The sequence below is a fragment of the Coralliovum pocilloporae genome (genome assembly GCF_030845175.1).
GTDB lineage: Bacteria > Pseudomonadota > Alphaproteobacteria > Rhizobiales > Cohaesibacteraceae > Coralliovum > Coralliovum pocilloporae.
Genome location: NZ_CP132542.1, coordinates 2,374,101 through 2,396,054 on the forward strand (window position 1 = coordinate 2,374,101; position 21,954 = coordinate 2,396,054).

The window sequence follows — 21,954 nt, forward strand, 5'->3', positions numbered from 1 at the left end:
TAAATTACCACACTTTTTGGCTGACGAAGCAATAAATACACCAATAAATCATTGATGTAATTGAGATTTTATTCTGGCAGACATCAGAGCATAAAAATCCAAGTAAGGGATGGAAAATGCTCCGGATCGACATGACCAACTTTCTCGCCTATTGCCGAGATCAATTGAATCTTAGCGACCATTCACTCAGAGCTTATTGTCAGGACCTCAAAACATTTAGCCGTTACCTCGCATATGAAGGCGACTCAGTCATTTTTACGCCGGAGTTGATGTTACGATACCAGCAGCACCTTCGAATCACAGTCCGTTCCAGCCCCGCAACCATTCGCCGACGATTTGTCACCCTAAAATCATATTTCAATTGGGTGGAGCAGAACGGCGAAGAAAACCCGTTTATCGGGTTGCGCCTGGACTTGAAAGTGCCCCGTCGCCTTCCAAGACCGGTTGATCGTCCGACATTGGCGATGGTGTTTCGATCCGCCAGGCATCTGGTGGAGCTAAATCCTGACATGCCATGTATTTCAAAACGCATTCCGGCAGAACAAATAACCGGACTCGTTGCCCGGCTTCTGGTGGTTACAGGGTTACGCATTGGAGAGATAACAAATCTTAAACTCGAAGATGTGTCCGGTGCTTGTACGAAGATCCGTGTCCGGGGCAAAGGGAACAAAGAGCGGACTGTTTATGTCACCAACCAAAGGCTTCTAATAGATTTTCAGGCCTATTGGGAAAGTCGAAGTCGCAACGATGTTCCAACAGCTTTTCTCTTTCTGAATGCGCGAGGAACGCGGTTGACAGAAGCAGCTTTCAGAAAACGGCTTAGAGCTCTCTCCAGTTCACTGCTTATCGCTCCATATCTAACCCCTCATCAATTCCGCCATTCCGCTGCAACACTCCTCATTGAAGAGGGTGTTGACATTCGGATCGTTCAGAGACTGTTGGGGCATGCGAGTATCTCAACAACCGAGATCTACACCAAGGTTTCCGATAACTCCCTGGTCGCTGCAATCGAACGGGCAGACACGTTGGCGCAAGTGGATTCCTAGTTACGATAACTAGGAATTATGATGCATTTTTCCTTGGGGATTCATATTGGGCATGACAGGGGTGCCGCGTTGATAAACGACGGTGAGTTAGTTGCAGCAATCGCCGAAGAACGCCTTGATCGACTTAAGCATTCAAACTCACCTGACTTGCCGGTTAAGGCTATAAAGTCTGTTTTATTGGAGGCTGGGGTTCAGCGATCTGAGATCGCTGTTATTGGAATTAGCTACACCAATGTTGTGATCGACAATATTCTTGGGCAACTAAGAGACGAGATTCTTGACTTCTTTTCCCCATGGACACCCGATATTATCGGATGTGAGCATCATGATTGCCACGCATATTCGACATATTATACGTCCACTCTTGAAAACCCGCTCATCATTGTAGCAGATGGTGCTGGCGATATTGTTGGCTCAAAATTGGAAGCGGAATCTGCTTATGTTTGGCAACGAGGAGGCCTCACAAACATCGGACAACGCCTTCAAGATTTTGGAATGGTGCGACTGAACCGTCGTAATTCATATAACATAGATTATATGCATCCTGAAGATTTTGAAAAACAAATCAGTGTGGGGCGTAAATATGAGCAGTTAACCTATCTTCTTGGGTTCGGTCATGGCCAATCAGGCAAAACGATGGGCCTTGCAGCTGGTTACGCCCCCCTTGTACCGCCTCCTTCCCGAACACCTGCAGGGTTTGACTTCTCGCTTACGTTTTCTGATATCTTACGTGAAATACATGCCGTTTGGCGAAGTAGCGGGCAGTCCTGGCATCATTTCCTTACTTGTTATAGGGGAGAAATTGCGGCAACCGCCCAGGCTTGGACTGAAGCTATTATGACATCTCTGATAGATGAAGCCATGAAACTGGAGAAACGGCGCAATCTGTGTCTCGCTGGCGGGCTGTTCCTCAACTGCACCATGAATCATAAACTGCTTCAACTGAAGTCTGTTGAGAAAGTGCATATCATACCGGCTGCTGGAGATGACGGCCAATGTATTGGCGCTGCCTTCATAGCTTATCAAGCTCAATTTGGCGATCCGGATCGAGACGCTTGCACATTCCCGTATCTTGGTTGCTCTTATTCAGAAGCAGAGATTCAAGATGAACTGGTGTATTTTGGTTTGCCAGCAAAAAAAATGGATGATGGCTGGTTGGCAGAGCAAATTGCAAAAGACATTGATGCCGGTTTAGTTGTCGGCATGTTTCGTGGGCGATCAGAACTGGGGCCACGTGCTTTGGGGCATAGAAGCTTGTTGGCCGACCCACGGAGACAAGGAATGAAAGATAGTCTCAATTTAATTAAGGGACGTGAACTCTTCCGCCCGTTTGCTCCCATGGTTACCTGGGAAGATCAATTTGAATACTTTAATCTTGAAGCGCCTTCGACCTATATGTTGTTTGCTGCTGAAGTCAAAGATATCTATCGGGAGGATCTTCCTGCAATCACCCACGTTGATGGCAGCGCAAGAGTGCAGGCTGTCAAATCTGAGTCAGATGCGTTTCTTCACAGTCTCCTGAGAGCTATTGAAACACAGACCGGTTTCCCGATTGTTCTCAACACATCTTTCAATCTTGCGGGAGACCCGATCGTTGAAAGCCCACACGATGCAATTGCGACATTTCTCTCATCAGCAATCGATCGGCTGGTTCTTGGATCCTACTACCTGAGTGACAAATCCAATATTGGCTCTACAATCAGAACAAGACAGCGAAATATCCGGTAGAGGTTTGCCTCGGGCCTGTTGCTCGATTAACCTTCCAGAAGATCGGCCGCCCGGTCTGGGTTATCTGTACTAATTTTGTACATTCCATTTTGTCAAACAAATCGCGATTGGCGTAGCTGTCAGCGGTGGATTTCAGGATCGTGGTCGCTTGATTTTCCCCCCATTTCTGGGCCGCGAAGCGTGTGAGATTGGTCAAGACCAGTGGCGTTGGGTAAATTGCAGATCGTTCACCCATGAACGCAATTCCCCGTCGTTTCATCATCAGACGACAATTCTCGAAATAACGCTCGGCCCTGTCCCTGTCGGAACGCGCCTCCGCGAGAACAGCTGCAAGGTTGTAGAACGCCCAATCAAACAAACCGTTGCCGTAGCGTATTGAGTCATCCAGTCCCGAGGTTACAAAAAACTGCGAGGCATCTAACGCTTTCTCCGGGTCATCGAACCGAAACAAAGATATAACGGCAAGTAACAATTCAATCCGCATAATCGAGTCGGTATAATTCTCATGAGTGCATAAGCGCAACATGTCGCGAGCTTCATCATAGACAGCATTCATGCGCTCGAGATTCTTAAAATCATAGATAGCATCAATCACGAGTAACGTGAGCCGCGTGTATATCTGTAACCGCTTAATACTTGAAGCCTTTGCCAGATTAAAAGCAATTTCCCCATGATTCTGAGCTTTTTTCTTGCCACAATATAAGTAACGTCCGGCCCTGGTGATGGCATGACACAATTGCAAGCTTGGATCACCGGCTATTTTCGCCTCTTGCAATGCGAGCGCACCGAAGTGGTCTGATAGCACCTCATGATTGGTTTTCCGGTAATGCTCTTGCAATCGATCATACAGGTCAAACCTAACAGCGTGATCCCAGTCTGGTCCGCCTTGCTCCATATTGGCAAGCAATTCCAGCATGTCCCGTAATGCTTCACCAGTTCTGCCAATATTCTGACGTGCATGCGCACGCAGTTGCATAATCGCGGCTCTTTTACTGGATATTCGACCGATCTTGCCTTCGATATGACTCACCCACTGCTCTGCCCGGTTGCAGCATTCGATGGCTTGCAACAATGGAAAATTATGCACTGCCATATAACTATAAGCTGTCGCAACTGTAGCAAGCAGGTTCTCTTCCTTATTGAGTTTTGTTGCAGCCTCAAAAAGGGTCGGGATGAACCTGAAGAATTGCCTGTCAATCTCCAATGCGCTGAAGTTTTCAATCTTTATAAGTTGCTCCCAAATAGGAGACAGAATTTCGAAGACTTTTTCATAGTCACCCGCCAATGTATGGATCTCGGCTTGAACAAAATCAGGTAGTCGTTGCAGCATCCCGGGGCGTGTGCGAAATATTCGAATGGTCTCACTTACACGCTTTGCAGATATTACGTATTTTCTAGTTTCATGGAGAAGGTTTTCGTGAAAAAATGATGGCTCTCCAGAATTGAACTTCAAGAAAAACCGCTCTACCAACAACCGCTTGGCGGGCGTTGATGATTCTTCGCCGTCAAAGAAATCAACCCAAATTGACTGATCAAAAGTAAATCCGAAGAAACTCGCAACGGTCAGAAAATCCAATGCAAGAGAGCCTCCATCGGCCTGGGCAAGAGCATTCAAACGTTTTTCGTAAATAGTTTTGACGTCTGTCGGCAAGTCATCTTTCGAGGCAAAAATTTCCGGTTCTAGTAGCCCAACCGTTCTCCGAGAGGCAAATTCAGCAACATCCATATCCACCAAATAAAGGAAAACCTCAAAAATTATAAATGGATTGTTATCTCCCAGTTTTTGTATGCTTGTTCTTACATTTTGAGGGAAGTCGACAGCGGTTGCATCAATAAGTTTCTTACTGTCGGAATCGGTTAATTTATTTAGTTTGAAATCATGAACATATTTCTCATCGATTTGCCGAGTGAGAGATAGGAGAGAGAAGTATTCGTCATTTGGAAACGTATGATCGTCGCGACCAGTGACGATCAATGTGACAGCCCACCTACACTCTCGTGTTTCCGTCATCCAGTTTTTCAGTGCTTGTAGTTCGGTACGCTGTGCATGATGAGCATCCTCAATGATAAGGATAACGGGGAGCCCGTAATCAATTGCAGCACTCATAAGAGTGTCTATTGATCTGTCGTTGTGCTCGAAATCGTTGCGAGAGATTTGAAGTTCTTGCAAATGATTAACATAGTGCAGGCGACCATCACTTTCGAAACTAAGCTTTGCAATGAAATTACCTGATCCCTGAAAGGGTTTTACCGCCTCTTCTACTGTGCGCGTTTTACCTGCTCCTGCCTCACCTTGAAGACTGATGAAATGGAAAGTCGAATCTCTATCAAATATGCGCTTCAGCTTATCGCGAATGCTGAAGTGCTGGTTACCAATGAAGGATGGCTCGAACATCGGCATAAAAACATTCGGCGTAATGGTTATCTTGTGATGCTTGGCATTACAGTCCAGATCAAATCGGATTTGAGATTTCTCATCGACAGTCAAGGCTTGAGCCTCAAATATCCGCACCTGTGTTTCCCCAGGCTTGATGTGCATAGCGACAGGTTGCTCTGACAAACCCCACGTAATATCTGATGTTAAAGAGAGCTGAACAGGTTGGAAGTCATCGCTATAGTTACTGATCGACAGATAAAGTCGCAGTTTATCGCTTTGGCCGAAATCAGCGGCTTCATATTGATAACAAATTACAGGTTCTGATTTGTCAAAATCAGGTAATTGATGCGAGGTTGGGAGCGATATTTTATGTCGATTCAGAGCATAATGTTCAAGACCGGCATCCAATAATGTGGATACTAATCTGTATCTATCAACGATAAAAAAATTGATATCCTTTGTGGCCCAACTATCAATACCACGATGAAGGACATATGGTGTAATCGTTCCATTAGTAACGAGAATATAGGCTGATGCTTCTTGATAATGATGCTGGCTCATATCACTTAGAAAGCTCTCATCAAGCCTTTCAGCTGTTGTGGTCTTGCATTCCACATACAGACGTATGCCTGTTCTGGACGCTGGAAAGTTGATGCCGAACAAGCAGAAATCAACATCAATGGCCTCGACAATGATGTCTTTGCCTTTGTCATGTTTTCTCGGAGTCAACTCAATCGTGACTTTGTCTCGTGCTATAGCAAGAGACTGCTGGATATAGCGATAGATCAATCGCTCGAATTCATTGTGGGTTTCCGCTACCGATGGCCAGGCGAAAGCATTAGGATTTTTGGTAAGGAAGTGTGTGGGGCCTGCCATAATTTGCTACCAGAACTTCAACTTGGTTTCCAGCATGCTTAGACTTTGTTCCGCATATTCGCGTGCGCCAGAATCATTTGAGAGTATCGAGGCATATCGTGTTGCCGTATGCGAAAGGATGTCTGCAACTCTCATGTGTTGATTTTTGCGAATGGTTGCCAGGCGTTTCTGAGGACGCTCTAAATCGGAACTATCCTCTAGATAGGGTGGAATACCAGTATTGATATAGATTTGATTTAACCGGATAACCACGGAACCGGTATGATAATATCCGCCTCTATTATCTTTGCGTTTAGCAATACCACCAGTCAGGTAAACCGCGATATCTGATACGGCTGCTCCACGACAAAGCAGTTCGGCGCTAAGGGCATTTGCAACCTGTCGTCTGAATCGCCAGCTTCTTTCTTGGAACTTTGCAAGGGGGTCCTGGTCTTCGTTACGCCTTATTGCCCGTTCTGCAAACACACGATTACATCGGTTCAGCGCAAAAACACGTCTACAAATATCGCTGTTCGCAAGGCTTATCCGACCTCGGCAATTTATTACGCATCCATATGCCCGTAGTAGTAAGATATTTGCGATATTGTCCGCGGCAAAATCGCTGTCATATCGGGCGTCACCACCAAATTCATGAAAATTAAGTTCATTAATTTTCTGCAGCAGCGAATGGACTGTATTGTGCCAATAGTTCTTGACCAGATAATTGGTATAGGCCTGAGAGAAGGCTTTAACAGGGTCTTCGTCGAATAAATCGACGAGTGCTTTTATATCCGTTGCAGGCGGGTGAAGTCTCTGGAGTCCCCATTCCCGGAACGCTTCTGTTGAAGTAAAAGTAACATGCATCCGGTCTGGCTTGCGCCGCTTCTGGAATTGAAATCGTCCATAAAACTCGTGTTCAGCCCGAACATCATCCGGCGGTCTCGCCGCGCCTCTTATGCCTTCAGGGCGGTTAGAAACAAAATAATCAATGAGTTGGTCATCAAGCCCATTTTGTTCAAAGATCCTAGCGAGACAATCATCATTCTGCTTTAACCAGTCAAGAGAACACAAACGATTGGCCCCACTGTTCAAATAAGTGGCCACGCGACGCAAGGCATTCCGGAAACATTCGTCAGCATGATCCAGTGAGAACAAGTCGTTTCCTTGCCAATCAGTCGACACCCGTGTCATGCATAATAATTCCTAGTTATCGTAACTTAAGTAAAACAGTTGAGCAGACGATATAATGCAATCAGCCGAATGACAATCAAAACGAGATTAAATTTCCACACGCATCCAAAAAATGGATGCATAATGTCTCAAGGTTGCATAAATCTGGCCGTTAGCATCTGAGTCATCGGACGGGCCATGTTTGAGCGCCTTCCATAATCAGGTTTACCTATCGGTAGGGTTTTCCGATGCTTAACCCCTGGTTGATAGTTTTGATGCCGCTGTTCTTCGTATAGGGACGTATCGGGAAACTCATGTAGTTGGGTCGCTAGCGAATCTTGTCCTTGCGCGTGCCATCAAGGCGATTCTGAATGATCTTTTGCTGTGTCTTTGCTGGAGATGTGACATGAGCATCGGCTGTGATCTTGCCTGTCGCCGTTTGACTATGCTGTCGATGATATTTTTGTCTCTAAGTAGATCGAAGAAGGTTTGATCAGGCGAGCAGTGACCGGACATTGAAACAGTCAGGGGTTTTCCTAACATCTCAACCATCGCTGAGCCGCTTCACCGCATTGCGGTTGTGATAAAGATCGGGATGATCATGATCCCATCATTGGTTGGTGTCAGAATCTTGTCGAAGAGGATGTAGAGATCACGAAGAACTTCTTAGCCCTTCTTGCGTGGTACATGTCAAACGTTTTGCATCCTTGCGGGGGTAGCTGGCCTTCATACGTCGTGACCTCACCATCATGCGCGACACGAATGAATACCTCGCCACTGTCTTCCTTTACGATATCGATATAATCGTGCGATGGAAAATATGCCCCAACATCAAGAAGGCAGCGTCTGACCAGCCTGCAGCCAGTTTTTGAGGCAATAACTTTCGGGGCGTGACTGTCTTCATTCTTGAACAAGATCCAACATTCTCTCTGTTGGCGTTCGGATGCATGCTGAGCAACCGAATGGTCTTCGGGTGTGTCTTGTCGTTCTGATAGGCTTTGAGGACCGGTACTATCAGATTGGCGATTGCCAAGTGTTGTTTGCCCAGTCGCTCAGTGATGCCGCATCTCCAACACTCTGCCCCTGCCTTATGAGGGCGGCAAAGGTTTTGTCCTGGTCAATCTCATCCATGGGCCTGCGCACGACACTCTCGGCAAGAGAGGCTTCCAGCGTTATCGCATCATCCGCATCGCCTGTGATAATGCAGGAGACGGACACAAAGCAGGCTTTGGATTGGGGTTCCGTTTCCCCATTCAGTTTGGTGAGTGCATGAGATCGATGCTCGCCTGCCACGACCTCGTAATACTCGTAAAGACATCAGCGAAGATTTCCCTTTGCGTGGCGCTGTCACATGTAACGACTGCAGTTATCCATTCAAAGGCTGATGGTCGAAGAGTAAGAGCAAAAAAATACGCCTATTATCGGCGTGACAACAAATCCAGCGATAGCTATGGCAAGTCGATCCCATGAAACAAGTTGGAAAGCGAATTCGCTGAGATCTTAGAACGTCTTCAGCCAACCGAGACTATGGTGGTCTTGGTCAAGGCGACATTCTACTATGTCTGAAACCAGCGTTCGGCACAAGCGGCAGATATCAAGAAATCTCCCGTCAAAAAGCCTAACTATTTAGGATGTTAGTGACGTTTTCTGATGGGAGAGGCAAAATGGTGCCGCAGGGGAGGATTGAACTCCCGGCCTCGTCATTACCAATGACGCGCTCTACCACTGAGCTACTGCGGCGAACCGGAAAAGTGAGGCTGTGTTTATAGGGCAAGACCCGCAGAATCAAGGGGGATTTTCAGTTTATCCCATTTTTTCTGGCCTTTACCATTGCCGTTGTTTATGGCTGTCAGGTTGCTGGTCAGAAAAAGGCAGGTCTGGTGATAAATCGAATAATTGTACACTGCGGGCTGCACAAGACGGCCAGTACTTATCTGCAGGGCATTTTCCATTTGCGGCGTGAGGCGTTGCTGGCGCACGGTATCTGTTATCCTTTCACCGGCACTCATAATCATCATCGCGTGTCGCATGCCATGCTGCGTGGTGACACAACGCTCCTTGAACAGGTCTTCAGAGAAGCCCCGGAAGAGGCGTCGATCCTGGTTCTGTCGTCAGAGGATTTCGAGAATGCTCTGGCAGATGAGAGGCTGGCGGAGCGCATCAGCGGGCAGTTTGCATCCCTCGGTGTTGAGGATGTGCACTATGCCGTTGTGACGAGAAAACCGGATGACTATTTTTTCTCAATCTTCGCAGAGATGAGCAAGCACAAGGTCGTGCTGGACTTGCTGTCGGTCTTCGATGAGGTGATGAGGACGGGGAAACTGACGGTTCCCATGGACCCGGAGGCCTATAAGGGTGTCCCCGGCGGGTGGCAGTTCATCTTCGATTACAGCCGGTATATCGAGCAATTCCGGACGATCGTCAAAAAACCGGTCCATGTCTTTCCCTTTGAAGACAGTCCGGACTTTCCGGGGTCGGATATTCTTAAGCTTGTCGGAGGTGATGCGGGGCAGGCCATTGACGTGAGCATGCCGGAACCTGCCGATCTGGAAAAATACCGCAACACACGTCTGACGAAGAAAGACATCATCAGGAAGTATACGAGAACCCTTGTGAGCAATCTGGACTATACGGATGAGCAGATCAGGACAATCAGAAAAGAAGTCGCCCGCAAGGTGAACAATGAAGAGCTGGAAGCGGATATAAGAAAGGCTCTGCTGGCTCGGTTTCCCTGAACTGAGGACATAGCCCGAGCTGGGGCGGAGCTTGTCACAGACCAAGCGCTCCGCCTCCAGATACCTCGCTGCAGATGCCTTACTGGGGAAACAGAATTTCGCGGATCTTGACGTATTTCGGACTTTTCAGACGATACATGAAGCCGACAGGGTCTTTTCCAAAGGCTTCCAGGTCGCCTGGTTTCCCATGCTTCTTTACGACCCTTCGGATAAACGGAATGAACACCCGTCGCCAGCCAAGGAAACCGTAGTGAAGTTTCCCGGACTGTACCGGTGGCTTGGGAGCCGCGACGGGGGCATTACCCTTGAGCTGCTTTTCCACATAGCGTCTGGCCTGGTGCTCAAACAGAGATATCTCGTTGAACTCATTGAGGATATCAGAAAGCATCTCAGCAAAATCGCTGTTGTATGAGAGCTCTTTGTGCTGCTTGATGGCCTCTTCACAGGCTGCAATGACCTTTTTCGTATTGACGTCGCTCGACAGAACCGCCTTTGCCTTTGCAAGACAGGCTTCCTGAAGCTGTGCTGCATCTGCCTCGAACAGAACCCATTGCAGCCCGTTAAATAGCTCTCTTGCATCGAAAGCCGGAGCCAGCCAGCCGTTTTTCTTATGCTCGACCAGGTCGGTCAGACCGCTACCATCAAATGCAATCACCGGGACACCGGTTGCAATCGCGTCTGATGCGACGACTGACAGGCTTTCCTGCAGGGCAGGAACAACCACAGCATCAACACTGTTGTAGATCTCCAGCTTTATCTGCTCATCTGATATAAAATCGAAGGCATGGAACTGGTGGCGCAGCTCGCTCGGAATCTCGGACTTCTTCAGGCTTCCCATTACAACGAACAGAACATCACTCAGGGATTTTGTCCGGGGCAGCTGGTCAAGAATAACCTGGAACCCTTTTCTTGGGTTTTCCAGCCTGTGAGCATTCAGCAGAACAATCTTCTTGTCAGCGGGAAGGCCGAGCTTGTGCCGCAGTGTGGTTTTGTCCGACGGCAGCTTTCTGACTGTCTGCAAGTCGATCGGATTGTTGATCGTAATGATCTTGTGATCCGCAGTCAGCGGTGCGTCTTCCATGAACTTGTGCAGCCAGCTCGAAATGGGCGCAAAGACAATATCCTTCCTGTATTCAAGGAATATCTTCTTGAGCTGATATTGCAGAGCTGCCCTTGGGCTGTCTTCATTGTGGTTAAAAGCAGGACAAGATCGGCAGCCAGACTTGTACTGATCGCAGATCAGAGAGCCGAGGAACTGCTCATTTACATTGCTTGCTGTGAGAACCGCTTCCGGCTCAAGCTTGAAAAGGCAACCACCCGTATGTGACCAGTTATCTCTGGCAATCCAGACGATCGGCTTGTTGATCAGAGCGAGGTCGGCGACTGTCAGAATGCCGCTGTCAACAGCCCCCAGAATGATCACATCCGGGTCAATCAGATCAATCCGGTTCCGCAGTTTTGCTGAATGATCGAGATCCTGATAGCTGGCCCAGTATCCGATATTAGTTCCCTTGATCGGCTGCGCCGCCTTGGCGTTCCTCGCTGGCGCAATATTCTCGAGGCTGAGTGAGATGACTTCCAGCCCATGCTGCTGAAGGCAGCCGCGGAGGCGTTGGCTGGACATTGCGGCGCCTGCCCCAACCTTCGGGTCAAACGACCGGCTGATCATCAGCACACGCATGGTCTCTCCCTTGGACTTCAGGGGAGGGACTTTTTCCTTGGATGACTTCAGCACCTTCTTGAGGGTTCTTTCCTTGGCAAAGGCATTGGCCACTCTCTGCTTCTTGTGCGGCTTGTCCTTCAGAAGGCTGCCGAGCTCACGTTCCAGCTCAGGAACGGCCATGCTCAGTCGCTCACTGAGGTCTGCCACCTCAGTGCGCAGTTCCTGCTCAATATTGATCTGGTCATAGCTGAACAGTTGGCCATTCTTGTCGAGCGATGAAACGTGGGCTTTGCCACTGAGGAATGCATCGTTCTCGGTACACAGAACAGGCTTGTCCGTCGCCAGCGCTATGGCTTTGGTCTGTTTCCAGTTGCTCTCGACAAACAGGAGTTCATCTCTGCCGCTATATACTTCAGCCTTGAAGGGGGCGTGTGCACGCAGCCGCCGACGCTCCTCAGCTGTTGGGAGATCCAGCATGATGAGTTCACCATATTGAACGCCCGCCTTGTCGAGCCATTCGACGGTTTCCTTCCGATAACGTTCCAGTCGTGAGGTTACAATCGCGCTGATCTTCTTTTTGGGGATGAAAAGCGGTGGCGCATTCAGAATGTAGTCACGATAGAGAGGGCCGTCGTCATTCTTCTCTTCTGGTGGGTCCACACACAGGACACCATCCATGTCAAAACAGCAGCTTTCAGCAATGATATGGTTGCGATAGTTCCACTGAAAAACACGTGGCTGTGGCACAATTGAAAGAACCAGAGATCCGATATCTGCTGGCGTTTCACTGGACACGCCATAGACAGCGCAAAATACAAAGTCGAAACGATCCTGAAATTCAACCAGCCGGCTCTGTATGATCCGCATCTGATTGCCCGTATTGATCGAATCATCAACGATCAGGACGCGGGATTTGGCTTCTGGCTGTGAATTGTTCCGGCGAACACCTTTTCTTTTGACATTACTGAATATGAAGCTGTCGATATCAATATATTCAACGTTCAGAAATGAAGCGATGATAACGGCAGGAATGACACCTGATTTTGGAATTCCGACGACAATATCGACCTGGGGAAGGTGCTGTACATTTGCAGCGATATCTTTTGACAGATCATAGTAGCTTTTGAAATTTATCATAATTATTTCCCCGGAACACAGATCAGCACGATTTCTTTTGCAAAATCTGTAGTCATTTTTCGCACCAGAAATTTATAACCAAGGTCCATGTTTTCTATATACGGTTTGATCTCAAAAAAGTCCCGCGCGGTATGGTAGAGAGATACAAGCAAGATTGGGCGTTGCGTTTTTATCGTTTCCCGTGCGCCAGAAATCGTGTCGAACTCGCTGCCCTCTACATCCAGCTTGATCAGTTCGAGATTTGTGATGTGCTGTTCTTGAACGAAGCTATCGATATCCGTGACAGAGATGGTTTCGGCGTCATCATCAGACAGGCCAGCCTTTTGAATTGGTGAAGAGCCGACGCCCGCGCCCCAAATCCTGATTTCGCCCTTCTCCGCACCGGTCCCTGTTTGGACGGGAATAATTGTTTTTTCCGCGCCCCATTGCTTGACGAGTTCCTGCATACGGGCATTGTTTTTGGCATTGGGTTCAAAGGCAAAAACTTTTCCGGCTTTGTATATTTTCTGGAAGAGCCGTGCTGTATCTCCGATATAGGCTCCGGCATCAATCACGGTCCGCTTTTTGATAGCCCTCAGAGCGGCCTCCCTGATGAAAATAAGCCCGGAATGGGCTGCCATTTCACCCAGACACGGCTCGGGCAGTTCAAGGCTGTCGGCCAAGTTTCGAAGCTGCTTGCTGCCGATATTGTGTATGCCGTGCTTTCTCAGATCCTCAATCACATCAGATGGCAGAATTTCTCTTTCGAGTCCTCTTGCATAGTAGAGTTTTTGAAGGAGTGGGTTAGGCAGGCAATATCTTATAATATCCAAGTGATGCCGACAGGTTGATCTGGAAATACTGTCCATGCCCGCAACAAGAGTCTCATATTTGTCCTGAATTTCCGGCCCGTTAAACTGATCGAGATAATCGCGCCATTTTTCACGATATGAGGCATTGAAAGCGATGCCCTTCTCAAATGTCTTGATGCTGGTCAAGAGGTCCCCACACTTATCTTGAAAGCGTCGCCACCGAGAACTCTATCCTATGGGTTCCAATAGAGACGAGCGTAGCAGAAGCCACGCATTGTTTGTCGATACGTTTTAATGAGCGCAGTTACAGGATGCACAGGCCTGAGCCTGATATGAAGTCACGACTCCCGTTGTCATAATTCCGTATCCCGCTTACCATGATTCGACAACGCCAGATTGTCTCTTTTCCCGAAGCCGCCTTCATCGCTTCTACAGCGCTGTCAGTTTGCCGGGATGCTTTGGCATAATTCCCCATGAATTCATGTTATCTAGGGCACGATCAGTAGGGTCGTCAACAGCATATAATGACTGCCGGTCTCGAAATCGGATCGTATAACATATTGTGGTGCTGCCGATGTCCCAGAGTGCAGGGCTAAGTGCTTTCTGTGCAAGTTGTTTGACATCTGATCGCGCTTGCATGCGCCTCCCCCTATTCGTTTCAGAAGAGGGGGGCGGATTGCAGTAGCGTCGCTGTATTGATCCTGTCCAGAGCGGAATCAGGAAGGCTTTATGAGCCCCCTCTGAACATCTTATTGTAAAGACGAATGTCGTCAGCACAGCTCTTTTTCAACGTCGCAACCATTTCACGTCTGTTTTCTATACCAGCACCTTTAGCTTTCTTGCTGATATTATGTCTGACAGGCGTTATGTCCAGATCCATTAGGTCAGGGAGTTCTTTTGCGATGAAATCCGGTAAAATATCAGCATTGACCATTTCTTCAGGGACATATGGATAAAACCGGGTTGTTGGCCAAACTTCCTGAAGGGTTGTGATTTTTTCCCGTAGGCCGACGGTAAATTCAGTCGGGTTGATGGGTGGGGCTCCGTCCACACCGCCAATGGCTTTGGCACGTTGTGACATCAAGGAGAAATAATAGCTGATTGGTGGTCTGATCCAGGCACATGTCTGAATATCCGGAGTGATCTGCATTAGCAGCTCTTTGAGTTCCAGTTGAGATTCACGTGTCAGATAGAAAATATACTCCGTCGATAGAATGATTATTTCGACACCAGATGGTGGGCTTTTCAAAGCCAGGAGCTTTTCACGTGCTAGCTCACGACGTTCGTCCAATTCAGCAGTTGGGACTCTGCGGAAGCCTCTGGGAAAAGGATAGTGGCGACTTTTCATAACCAGAAGGGTCAAGTCGGAGTGAGAAACGGGGCCAGATAGTTCAGGATAAAGAACTCCGCGCTCCAGTAGCGCCTCTTTGTTCCTATGCAGCGCTACCTGCAATGCCGAAGTTCCGGTCTTGCCCATGCCAGAATGAAGAATAAGCTTCATCGTGTTTCCCTTTATTTTCAAGACCGGTGAGAACTCAAAGTCGCCTGTAACTAACACGAACCCTACAGACGTCTACCAAAAGTTATCTCTGTTCAGAATTTTCATCTCATACCTGGTGGAGCCACCAATATATGAAGCTAAAGACAGCAGGTATCTAATCCGGTTAATTCTCTTGATGCTTTCAAGATAAAAACAATATGTCGATTCAGGTGGCCTTGGGAAGAATGGTGCCCGGAGGCGGATTCGAACCACCGACACGCGGATTTTCAATCCGCTGCTCTACCAACTGAGCTATCCGGGCACAAAACGCTTGAAGAAGCGCGCCTTTTTGGTGAAGGCCCGCGCGTTATAGAAATTTCGCGGGGCCTTGTCCAGCCCCAAAAGCCGACTTTCCACCGATTGCTGGAAAAATGATTGAGCGCGCCTGGTGAAAGTCTGCTTTCACTTTAAGAAAAAGGAGGAATTCAATTAAAAACAAACGCTTAAGAGAGGTTTCTGAAAACTGTTTAAAGGACTGTCCTGGCAGGAGTGTCCTGCTCAGGTCATCTCGAATGGCCCTTGCGTGAAGGATTGCTGCAGGGAATTGAATCTGAATCACGGTTCCATGCCGGTACGGCAAGGGTCTGATAAGACGGGAAAACCGGTTTCGAGCTGAAGAGTGGTGGCGCTGTCAGTAGAGCCCTGCCTCATCCTCTTCATCCGGCAGGTCCTCTTCCTGAGCCGGAACGGCATATGACCCCTTCAACCAGCGGCTCAGGTCCACATCAGCGCAGCGCTTGGAGCAGAATGGATAGGCTTCGCGGCTGGATGGTTTCTCGCAGATAGGGCAGGGGCGCGGTTTGCGCAATGGCTCCACAGAGGCCCCTTCAGGCTTCCCGGAATCATCTGCGTCGCGATTTGCCATGTTGGTGGTTCCTCTGAGAGATGAACGTCAGCGTGCCAGCTGAAGCGTGGTGTCTTTTGCCAAACCGCCAGACTGCGTGCCGCTTTGGCGCAACACGATTTAGACGATCGAATCCCAACCGTCATGAACGGGAAAGCCATTGCCTTCCAAGAGCGCCATGGTCTCGCGCAGGGGCAGCCCGACCACATTGGTATAAGAGCCGACAAGCTTCAGAACAAAACTGCCTGCAATACCCTGGATAGCATAGCCACCGGCCTTGCCGCGCCATTCTCCGGCGGCCAGATAGGCGTCCAGATCACGACCGGTCAGGCGCTTGAAGCGGACGCGGGTCTCGACGATCTTCTGCCGGACCTTGCCCTTCGGTGTTGCCACTGCAAGGCCTGTATAGACCCGGTGCTGACGACCGGACAGAAGGCGCATGCAATGCTCGGCCTCTTCCATGGTCTCTGCCTTGGGCAGAATACGACGCCCTACGGCCACCACGGTATCAGCGGAAATCAGAAAGCTGTCATCAAAGACGGAATCAATCCGCGCTTCCCGCATCGCCACTTCCGCCTTGGTCAGAGACAGGCGCTTGGCAAGGGCACGTGGCATCTCGCGCTTCTGCGGTGTCTCGTCAATATCTGCAGGGCGGATGTGATCCGGTTCGATCCCGACCTGTTGCAGAAGGGCGAGCCGCCGGGCAGAGCCGGACGCGAGAATCAGTTTGGGCCGATCTGTCATGGATACTTCCCTATATCGCCTTCCTGTGACGCTGTCCTGTCACCATCCGAACCGAAGTCCGGATTACTTGTAGCGATAGGTGATGCGACCCTTGGTCAGATCGTAAGGGGTCATTTCCACCAGAACCTTGTCGCCCGCCAGAACGCGGATGCGATTCTTGCGCATGCGGCCTGCCGTGTGGGCAATGATCTCGTGGTCATTTTCGAGTTTAACGCGGAATGTTGCGTTCGGAAGGAGTTCGGTCACGACTCCGGGAAATTCGAGTACGTCTTCTTTCGCCATATGTATGTCTTGCTGGTTTCGACGGTCGCAACCCTGCTCGGTCGCCGTCATGGTGCCAAAAGCGGCTGAACCCTAACGGATAGTGCCGGAAAAGAAAACCGTTTCCGTTCATTCCGTGTCGCTTTTGTGTGATCTCTCGGTCGTGAGGTGCCAGAAGCGGACTTATCGTGTGAAGCGTTTGCCGATCTTCATCTGCAGAAGGTCACGCACCTGTCGGTAACTGTCGAGAATCTGATCCCGGGAACCCGTGGCTAGGCTGGGGTCCTGGGTTGGCCAGTATTCCACATCCACCGCCATGGTACGCGTAAATTCAAGGGCCTTGTGGTGGGCTTCGGGTGCCAGAGTGATGATGAGATCGAAATAGTCGTCTTCCAGCTCATCCAGCTCTTTTGGCCGGTGTTTGCTGAGATCAAGGCCTATTTCATCCATCACCGCCACAACGAAAGGGTCACGCTCGCCACAGCGGACGCCAGCGGATTGGGTGAAAATGCTCGGGAACAGATGGCGCGCCAGATTCTCTGCCATCGGAGATCGGATGGCATTCATACCGCAGACAAAGAGAATGGAGCCTGGCCGCTCTCCCACAGATTACCCTCTCCAGTACAGAGCGCAGATCAGGGTGAACAGGCGTCGGGCCGTGTCAAAGTCAACAGAGACCTTGCCTTCAAGCCGCTCCTGCAGAATGCGTGAGCCTTCATTGTGAAGACCCCGGCGACCCATGTCGACTGCTTCAATCTTGCTGGGCGTTGCGGTCTTGATGGCCTCGAAGTAACTCTCGCAGATGAGGAAGTAGTCCTTGATAACCCGTCGGAACGGGGTGAGGGACAGCATGTGCAGAACCACTTCTGCCTCATTTTCCTGGCGGATATCGAGAATCAGGCGCTTGTCCTTGATTGCCAGTTTCAGCTTGTAAGGGCCCTCGGTATGGCCTTCAGGCTGGAACGTGTTTTCCTCGATCAGATCATAGATGGCGATGGCCCGCTCGTGCTCGATATCGGGCGTCGCACGGCCAATCGTTTCCTCATCCAGACTGATATCAACCAGTCGCCCCGTGGGTCGTTCTGTTGCTGTATCGCCGCTGTCTGCTGCCCCAGCCATGTCAATCTCCTCGCCGCGTCTCTGTGTCCGGGTCAGACAGTTACAGATTGAGCCGGATCGCTACCGACCGTCCATGCGCCTGCAAACCTTCCGCATCCGCCAGTGCCATGGCCGCTGGGCCAATCTGCCTCAGGTTATCCGGATTGCAGCGCAGAATCGATGTTCTTTTGACGAAATCCAGAACCGACAGGCCCGATGAGAAGCGGGCAGAACGGGCTGTCGGCAGCACATGGTTCGACCCGCCCACATAATCTCCCACGGCTTCCGGTGTGTGGTGACCAAGGAACACAGCACCCGCATTGCGGACTTTGGCCAGCAGTGGTTCGGGATCATCTGTCGCGATCTCCAGATGCTCAGGTGCCATCCGGTCCACGAGAGGTATGGCACTGTCCAGATCATCGACCAGAATAATTGCGCCGTAATCACGCCAGCTTGCGCCTGCGATCTCTGAGCGGGGCAGGGTTGCCAGATGCCGGTCAACAGCAGCTTCCACCGCATCCGCCAGCTCAGTGCTGTCGGTGATCAGGACTGACTGGGCGGCTGTGTCGTGTTCCGCCTGGGCCAGCAGGTCGATGGCAATCCAGTCCGGGTTATTGTTGCCATCAGCCAGAACCAGCACTTCTGACGGCCCGGCAATCATGTCGATGCCGACCGTGCCAAAAACCTGGCGCTTGGCAGCGGCCACATAGGCATTGCCAGGCCCAACAATCTTGGCAACCGGCTGGATGGTTTCCGTGCCATAGGCCAGAGCCCCCACTGCCTGGGCTCCACCGATGCGATAGACTTCATCAACGCCAGCCAGATCAGCGGCCACCAGCACCAGAGGGTTGATCACCCCGTCAGGGGTCGGCACCACCATGACCAGACGGTCCACTCCGGCGACCTTGGCGGGAACCGCGTTCATCAGGACAGAGCTCGGATAGCTGGCTGTCCCTCCTGGTACATAGAGCCCAACCGATTCAAGGGCCGTCCATTTGGAACCGAGTTCAACACCAAGAGCATCCGTGTAGCGGTCATCTTTTGGCAATTGCCGTTTATGGTGACTTTCAATCCGGTCCCGGGCCAGAAGCAGGGCATCGTAGGTTGCCTGATCCACCTGGGCGCGGGCCGCCTTGATCTCGTTTTTTGTGATGGCAATACCGGTCTCGGACAGGTCCAGACGGTCAAAGGTCCGGGTATAGTCGATCAACGCCGCATCACCCCGCTCCTTCACGGCAGTCAGAATGCCGCGAACGGTCGCGTCCACATCTTCGGAGATTTCGCGCTTGGTATTCAGAAGAGCCAGATAGTCGGCATCAAAGGAGGGCGAACGGGAATCCAGACGTTTGGCCACGACATACTCCATAGGGCAGCAAATTCATGCTTTCCTATTGCAGATTTTATAGGCGCTGTCAGCAATGAGTCTTGACCCTACAGCGTGCTTCTAAAAAGTTGACAGACTTTTCAGATAAAAGCGCGCGCAAAAACAAGCTCTTAAAGCACCACTGCCAATTCAAGTTAAAGGTCTGGTGCTTTAGTCCAGATATAGGCCGTCAGCGGATCACTCTTCAGGATGTTCGGGGCGAGAGCCGGTTTCCCAGGCTGCACCCAGATCACAAAGCTGGGCCTCCACACATTCCACATTCAGGCGAATGGCACCACCACCGGCGAAGTGCAGCAGAATATGACCGGCAGGGTCATCTGACCCGTTGCCTTCAAACTGAACGGCCAGCAGTTCGAGAACCGCATCTTTCGCATCCTGGCGGATATTGTGAGCCTTTACACCCAGCACACGGTCAAAATGCAGGGCAGAGCGACGGCGTTCAAAATTTGACTTCTTTGTGGTGTCGTCACCGGCTTTTTCCCAGACGAACCGGTTCATGGCCACCATGAACTGCTTGTCCTTCGGCTGATAAGAGAGATCACCCACTTTCATCACCGCATCCTGGGTATAGACGGAGATCACATTGAGATCGTCCTGATCAAGGGCTGCGAGTTTGAGGGTATCCATCAGCGGCAACTCCGACTTTGGCGCGATCCTGAAAAGCCGACAGGCGTTTCAGACAAGAGCTCGCGCAAGACCAACATGCTGAAGCACCGCTTTATTTCCAGCGAAAGGACCGACGCTCCAGATCGTATCTGCCATACAGGTAGCCCCGACCTGATGGGGTTTCAAGCCGGGGTCTCAAAAATCTGATAACAGCGTTAGCGCCATGCAGGTCAGGCAGAAATCCGCTCGATCGTGGCACCGCATCGGCTGAGCTTTTCTTCCAGCCGTTCAAAGCCGCGATCCAGATGGTAGACGCGGTTGACGATGGTCTCGCCATCTGCCACCAACCCGGCAATAACCAGAGACACGGACGCGCGCAGATCGGTCGCCATTACTGGCGCACCTTTCAGCTCGTCCACGCCGGTGACAATGGCTGACTGGCCGTCAAGCTGGATATCCGCACCAAGACGAGCCAGCTCCTGCACATGCATGAAGCGGTTTTCAAAAATTGTCTCGGTAATACGGGAAACACCATCGGCCTTGGTCATCAGCGCCATGAACTGGGCCTGAAGGTCGGTCGGAAAACCCGGGAAGGGCTCTGTCTCGATGTCGACCGGTTTCAAAGCCGTACCGTTACGGGCAACCGAAATGCCTTCATTGGTTTCTGTGATCGTGACACCCGCATCGCGCAGGGTATCGAGCGCTGACTGCAACAGGTCCGCGCGACCGTTTTTCAGCATCACTTCACCACCGGTCATGGCTACGGCCATGGCATAGGTGCCCGCCTCAATGCGATCAGGCAAAACGCTGTGGGTTGCACCGTGCAGGCTTTCCTTGCCCTTGATCACCAGAGTGGAGGTGCCGACGCCGGAAATATCTGCACCCATCTTGATGAGGCAGTTGGCGAGATCACCCACTTCAGGCTCACGTGCGGCATTGTTCAGTACTGTGGTGCCGTCCGCCAGACAGGCCGCCATCAGCAGGGTATGGGTCGCGCCCACCGAAATTTTCGGGAAGGTATATTCCGCGCCCTTCAACCCGTCTGGAGCTTTGGCGATCACATAGCCCTGGTCAAGCGAGATATCCGCGCCCATGGCCTCAAGCCCTTCAATGAACAGATCCACCGGACGGGTGCCGATGGCGCAGCCACCAGGAAGGGAAACGCGAGCCTCGCCCATGCGGGCGACAAGCGGGCCAATTACCCAGAAGCTGGCCCGCATCTTGGAAACCAGATCATAGGGGGCGACCGTGTCCACAATGGCACCGGCGGTCAGATGAATGGTCTGTCCGGCGAGAGGGTCCTGCCCGTAGCGCTTGCCTTTTACGGCATAATCGACACCGTGATTGCCCAGAATATGGACAAGCTGTGCCACATCCCGGAGACGAGGCACGTTTTCAAGCGTCAGCGTTTCTTCGGTCAGAAGGCTGGCAATCATCAAAGGAAGAGTGGCGTTCTTGGCGCCGGAAATCGGAATGGTTCCGTTCAGGCGGTTACCGCCCACAATGCGAATGCGATCCATAAAGTCTCTGGTCCCCCAAGTGACCCGGTCGGGTCGGATATGACAGGACCCAACCCTTATGAAGATAATTTGTCAGAACAGCGGCAGAAGTGACGAGACCCGTCACTCCGCTTTTGGAACGGGTTTGTGTCGAAACTGCGGGCCGTCCGCCTCATCATCCGGCCGCTCACGTTTCTGCGCCTTGCGCCGCCGCAAATTGGTGCGCAGGGCTTCAGCCAGACGCTTGTCCCGCTCGGCCTTGGCCGACGGTTTCGATGAACCCTGATCCTGTGTCATGCAGCGGTTTTACCCAAGAAACGACAAGACGCAAGCGGTTTCCTGCCGGAGTAGTCGTCGAGTGGTCGGGAATTGGTCTTATATTTGCATGGGATTGGGAGCTCAGGCGGTTCAAATATCAGGTTGGCCCCTGTCCAAATGCTGTATGATGCTGTACATGCAACCGGAGTGTCGGAGGC

The 21,954-nt window shown here is 50.7% G+C and carries 19 protein-coding genes and 2 tRNA genes; 3 read left to right on the forward strand and 18 right to left on the reverse strand.

Translation table 11 applies throughout. The features are described from left to right. The first annotated feature begins 116 nt into the window (after positions 1-116). Together RA157_RS10950 and RA157_RS10955 are read left to right on the forward strand one after the other, a co-directional pair. Positions 117-1,046, forward strand: coding sequence for a tyrosine-type recombinase/integrase (locus tag RA157_RS10950; RefSeq protein ID WP_350333159.1), 930 nt, complete (start codon positions 117-119; stop codon positions 1,044-1,046). An 18-nt stretch (positions 1,047-1,064) separates the two neighbouring features. Continuing rightward, positions 1,065-2,774 carry a carbamoyltransferase C-terminal domain-containing protein gene (locus RA157_RS10955; RefSeq protein WP_350333160.1) on the forward strand — a complete coding sequence of 570 codons (1,710 nt, stop codon included), beginning with the start codon at positions 1,065-1,067 and terminating at the stop codon, positions 2,772-2,774. Here the strand turns inward: RA157_RS10955 and RA157_RS10960 are convergent. The 5 genes from RA157_RS10960 to RA157_RS10980 form a co-directional block, all read right to left on the reverse strand. Next, positions 2,746-6,027: an AAA family ATPase gene (locus RA157_RS10960; protein WP_350333161.1), complete on the reverse strand. Its 3,282-nt coding sequence runs from the start codon at positions 6,025-6,027 to the stop codon at positions 2,746-2,748. The genes RA157_RS10955 and RA157_RS10960 overlap by 29 nt on opposite strands. A gap of 6 nt (positions 6,028-6,033) precedes the next feature. Further along, the gene (locus RA157_RS10965) at positions 6,034-7,197 is read right to left on the reverse strand and encodes a hypothetical protein (protein WP_350333162.1); all 1,164 of its coding nucleotides are present in this window, start codon (positions 7,195-7,197) and stop codon (positions 6,034-6,036) included. Positions 7,198-8,190: 993 nt separating this feature from the next. Beyond that, positions 8,191-8,469 carry a hypothetical protein gene (locus RA157_RS10970; protein ID WP_350333163.1) on the reverse strand — a complete coding sequence of 93 codons (279 nt, stop codon included), beginning with the start codon at positions 8,467-8,469 and terminating at the stop codon, positions 8,191-8,193. A gap of 372 nt (positions 8,470-8,841) precedes the next feature. Further along, positions 8,842-8,916, reverse strand: a tRNA-Thr gene (locus tag RA157_RS10975). Between the two features lie 23 nt (positions 8,917-8,939). Continuing rightward, positions 8,940-9,206 (reverse strand): hypothetical protein, encoded by a 267-nt coding sequence (locus tag RA157_RS10980; protein ID WP_350333164.1) that lies wholly within the window; start codon positions 9,204-9,206, stop codon positions 8,940-8,942. A 3-nt stretch (positions 9,207-9,209) separates the two neighbouring features. Here RA157_RS10980 and RA157_RS10985 point away from each other — a divergent pair, with 3 nt between their 5' ends. Then, positions 9,210-9,911, forward strand: coding sequence for a hypothetical protein (locus RA157_RS10985; RefSeq protein ID WP_350333165.1), 702 nt, complete (start codon positions 9,210-9,212; stop codon positions 9,909-9,911). A 79-nt stretch (positions 9,912-9,990) separates the two neighbouring features. On the opposite strand, the gene RA157_RS10990 is transcribed toward RA157_RS10985, so the two are convergent. From RA157_RS10990 to RA157_RS11050, 13 genes are all read right to left on the reverse strand, one after another. Beyond that, positions 9,991-12,711, reverse strand: a complete 2,721-nt coding sequence (locus RA157_RS10990) for a glycosyltransferase (RefSeq protein ID WP_350333166.1) — start codon at positions 12,709-12,711, stop codon at positions 9,991-9,993. 2 nt (positions 12,712-12,713) lie between these two features. After that, complete coding sequence (locus RA157_RS10995; protein ID WP_350333167.1) at positions 12,714-13,688, reverse strand: FkbM family methyltransferase; 975 nt, start codon at positions 13,686-13,688, stop codon at positions 12,714-12,716. Positions 13,689-14,229: 541 nt separating this feature from the next. Continuing rightward, entirely contained in the window at positions 14,230-15,003 is a 774-nt protein-coding gene (locus RA157_RS11000; RefSeq protein ID WP_350333168.1) for a hypothetical protein, read from the reverse strand. Positions 15,004-15,228: 225 nt separating this feature from the next. After that, positions 15,229-15,304, reverse strand: a tRNA-Phe gene (locus RA157_RS11005). Positions 15,305-15,673: 369 nt separating this feature from the next. Continuing rightward, positions 15,674-15,907, reverse strand: a complete 234-nt coding sequence (gene yacG / locus RA157_RS11010; RefSeq protein WP_350333169.1) for a DNA gyrase inhibitor YacG — start codon at positions 15,905-15,907, stop codon at positions 15,674-15,676. A gap of 99 nt (positions 15,908-16,006) precedes the next feature. Beyond that, complete coding sequence (locus RA157_RS11015; protein ID WP_350333170.1) at positions 16,007-16,630, reverse strand: Maf-like protein; 624 nt, start codon at positions 16,628-16,630, stop codon at positions 16,007-16,009. 63 nt (positions 16,631-16,693) lie between these two features. Continuing rightward, positions 16,694-16,912: a translation initiation factor IF-1 gene (infA, locus tag RA157_RS11020; protein ID WP_350333171.1), complete on the reverse strand. Its 219-nt coding sequence runs from the start codon at positions 16,910-16,912 to the stop codon at positions 16,694-16,696. A gap of 162 nt (positions 16,913-17,074) precedes the next feature. Continuing rightward, the gene (locus tag RA157_RS11025) at positions 17,075-17,497 is read right to left on the reverse strand and encodes an arsenate reductase ArsC (RefSeq protein WP_350333172.1); all 423 of its coding nucleotides are present in this window, start codon (positions 17,495-17,497) and stop codon (positions 17,075-17,077) included. 3 nt (positions 17,498-17,500) lie between these two features. After that, positions 17,501-18,010: a UPF0262 family protein gene (locus RA157_RS11030; protein ID WP_350333173.1), complete on the reverse strand. Its 510-nt coding sequence runs from the start codon at positions 18,008-18,010 to the stop codon at positions 17,501-17,503. Positions 18,011-18,050: 40 nt separating this feature from the next. Continuing rightward, on the reverse strand, positions 18,051-19,343 hold the full coding sequence (hisD, locus tag RA157_RS11035) for a histidinol dehydrogenase (protein ID WP_350333174.1): 1,293 nt from the start codon (positions 19,341-19,343) through the stop codon (positions 18,051-18,053). Between the two features lie 207 nt (positions 19,344-19,550). Then, positions 19,551-20,000 (reverse strand): DUF2948 family protein, encoded by a 450-nt coding sequence (locus RA157_RS11040; protein WP_350333175.1) that lies wholly within the window; start codon positions 19,998-20,000, stop codon positions 19,551-19,553. A 209-nt stretch (positions 20,001-20,209) separates the two neighbouring features. Further along, entirely contained in the window at positions 20,210-21,499 is a 1,290-nt protein-coding gene (gene murA, locus RA157_RS11045) for a UDP-N-acetylglucosamine 1-carboxyvinyltransferase (protein WP_350333176.1), read from the reverse strand. Between the two features lie 102 nt (positions 21,500-21,601). After that, positions 21,602-21,775 carry a hypothetical protein gene (locus RA157_RS11050; RefSeq protein WP_350333177.1) on the reverse strand — a complete coding sequence of 58 codons (174 nt, stop codon included), beginning with the start codon at positions 21,773-21,775 and terminating at the stop codon, positions 21,602-21,604. Positions 21,776-21,954: the final 179 nt, after the last annotated feature.

Excerpts from the sequence above, each read along its gene's own strand:
- RA157_RS10965 (WP_350333162.1), bottom strand. The coding sequence starts at position 7,197 with ATGACACGGGTGTCGACTGATTGGCAAGGAAACGACTTGTTCTCACTG.
- murA (WP_350333176.1), bottom strand. The coding sequence starts at position 21,499 with ATGGATCGCATTCGCATTGTGGGCGGTAACCGCCTGAACGGAACCATT.
- RA157_RS11030 (WP_350333173.1), bottom strand. The coding sequence starts at position 18,010 with ATGGCTGGGGCAGCAGACAGCGGCGATACAGCAACAGAACGACCCACG.
- RA157_RS11040 (WP_350333175.1), bottom strand. The coding sequence starts at position 20,000 with ATGGATACCCTCAAACTCGCAGCCCTTGATCAGGACGATCTCAATGTG.
- RA157_RS10980 (WP_350333164.1), bottom strand. The coding sequence starts at position 9,206 with ATGCGACACGCGATGATGATTATGAGTGCCGGTGAAAGGATAACAGAT.
- RA157_RS10950 (WP_350333159.1), top strand. The coding sequence starts at position 117 with ATGCTCCGGATCGACATGACCAACTTTCTCGCCTATTGCCGAGATCAA.
- RA157_RS11015 (WP_350333170.1), bottom strand. The coding sequence starts at position 16,630 with ATGACAGATCGGCCCAAACTGATTCTCGCGTCCGGCTCTGCCCGGCGG.
- RA157_RS10985 (WP_350333165.1), top strand. The coding sequence starts at position 9,210 with ATGCTGCGTGGTGACACAACGCTCCTTGAACAGGTCTTCAGAGAAGCC.
- RA157_RS11050 (WP_350333177.1), bottom strand. The coding sequence starts at position 21,775 with ATGACACAGGATCAGGGTTCATCGAAACCGTCGGCCAAGGCCGAGCGG.
- RA157_RS10960 (WP_350333161.1), bottom strand. The coding sequence starts at position 6,027 with ATGGCAGGCCCCACACACTTCCTTACCAAAAATCCTAATGCTTTCGCC.
- RA157_RS10955 (WP_350333160.1), top strand. The coding sequence starts at position 1,065 with ATGATGCATTTTTCCTTGGGGATTCATATTGGGCATGACAGGGGTGCC.
- RA157_RS11000 (WP_350333168.1), bottom strand. The coding sequence starts at position 15,003 with ATGAAGCTTATTCTTCATTCTGGCATGGGCAAGACCGGAACTTCGGCA.
- yacG (WP_350333169.1), bottom strand. The coding sequence starts at position 15,907 with ATGGCAAATCGCGACGCAGATGATTCCGGGAAGCCTGAAGGGGCCTCT.
- infA (WP_350333171.1), bottom strand. The coding sequence starts at position 16,912 with ATGGCGAAAGAAGACGTACTCGAATTTCCCGGAGTCGTGACCGAACTC.
- RA157_RS10990 (WP_350333166.1), bottom strand. The coding sequence starts at position 12,711 with ATGATAAATTTCAAAAGCTACTATGATCTGTCAAAAGATATCGCTGCA.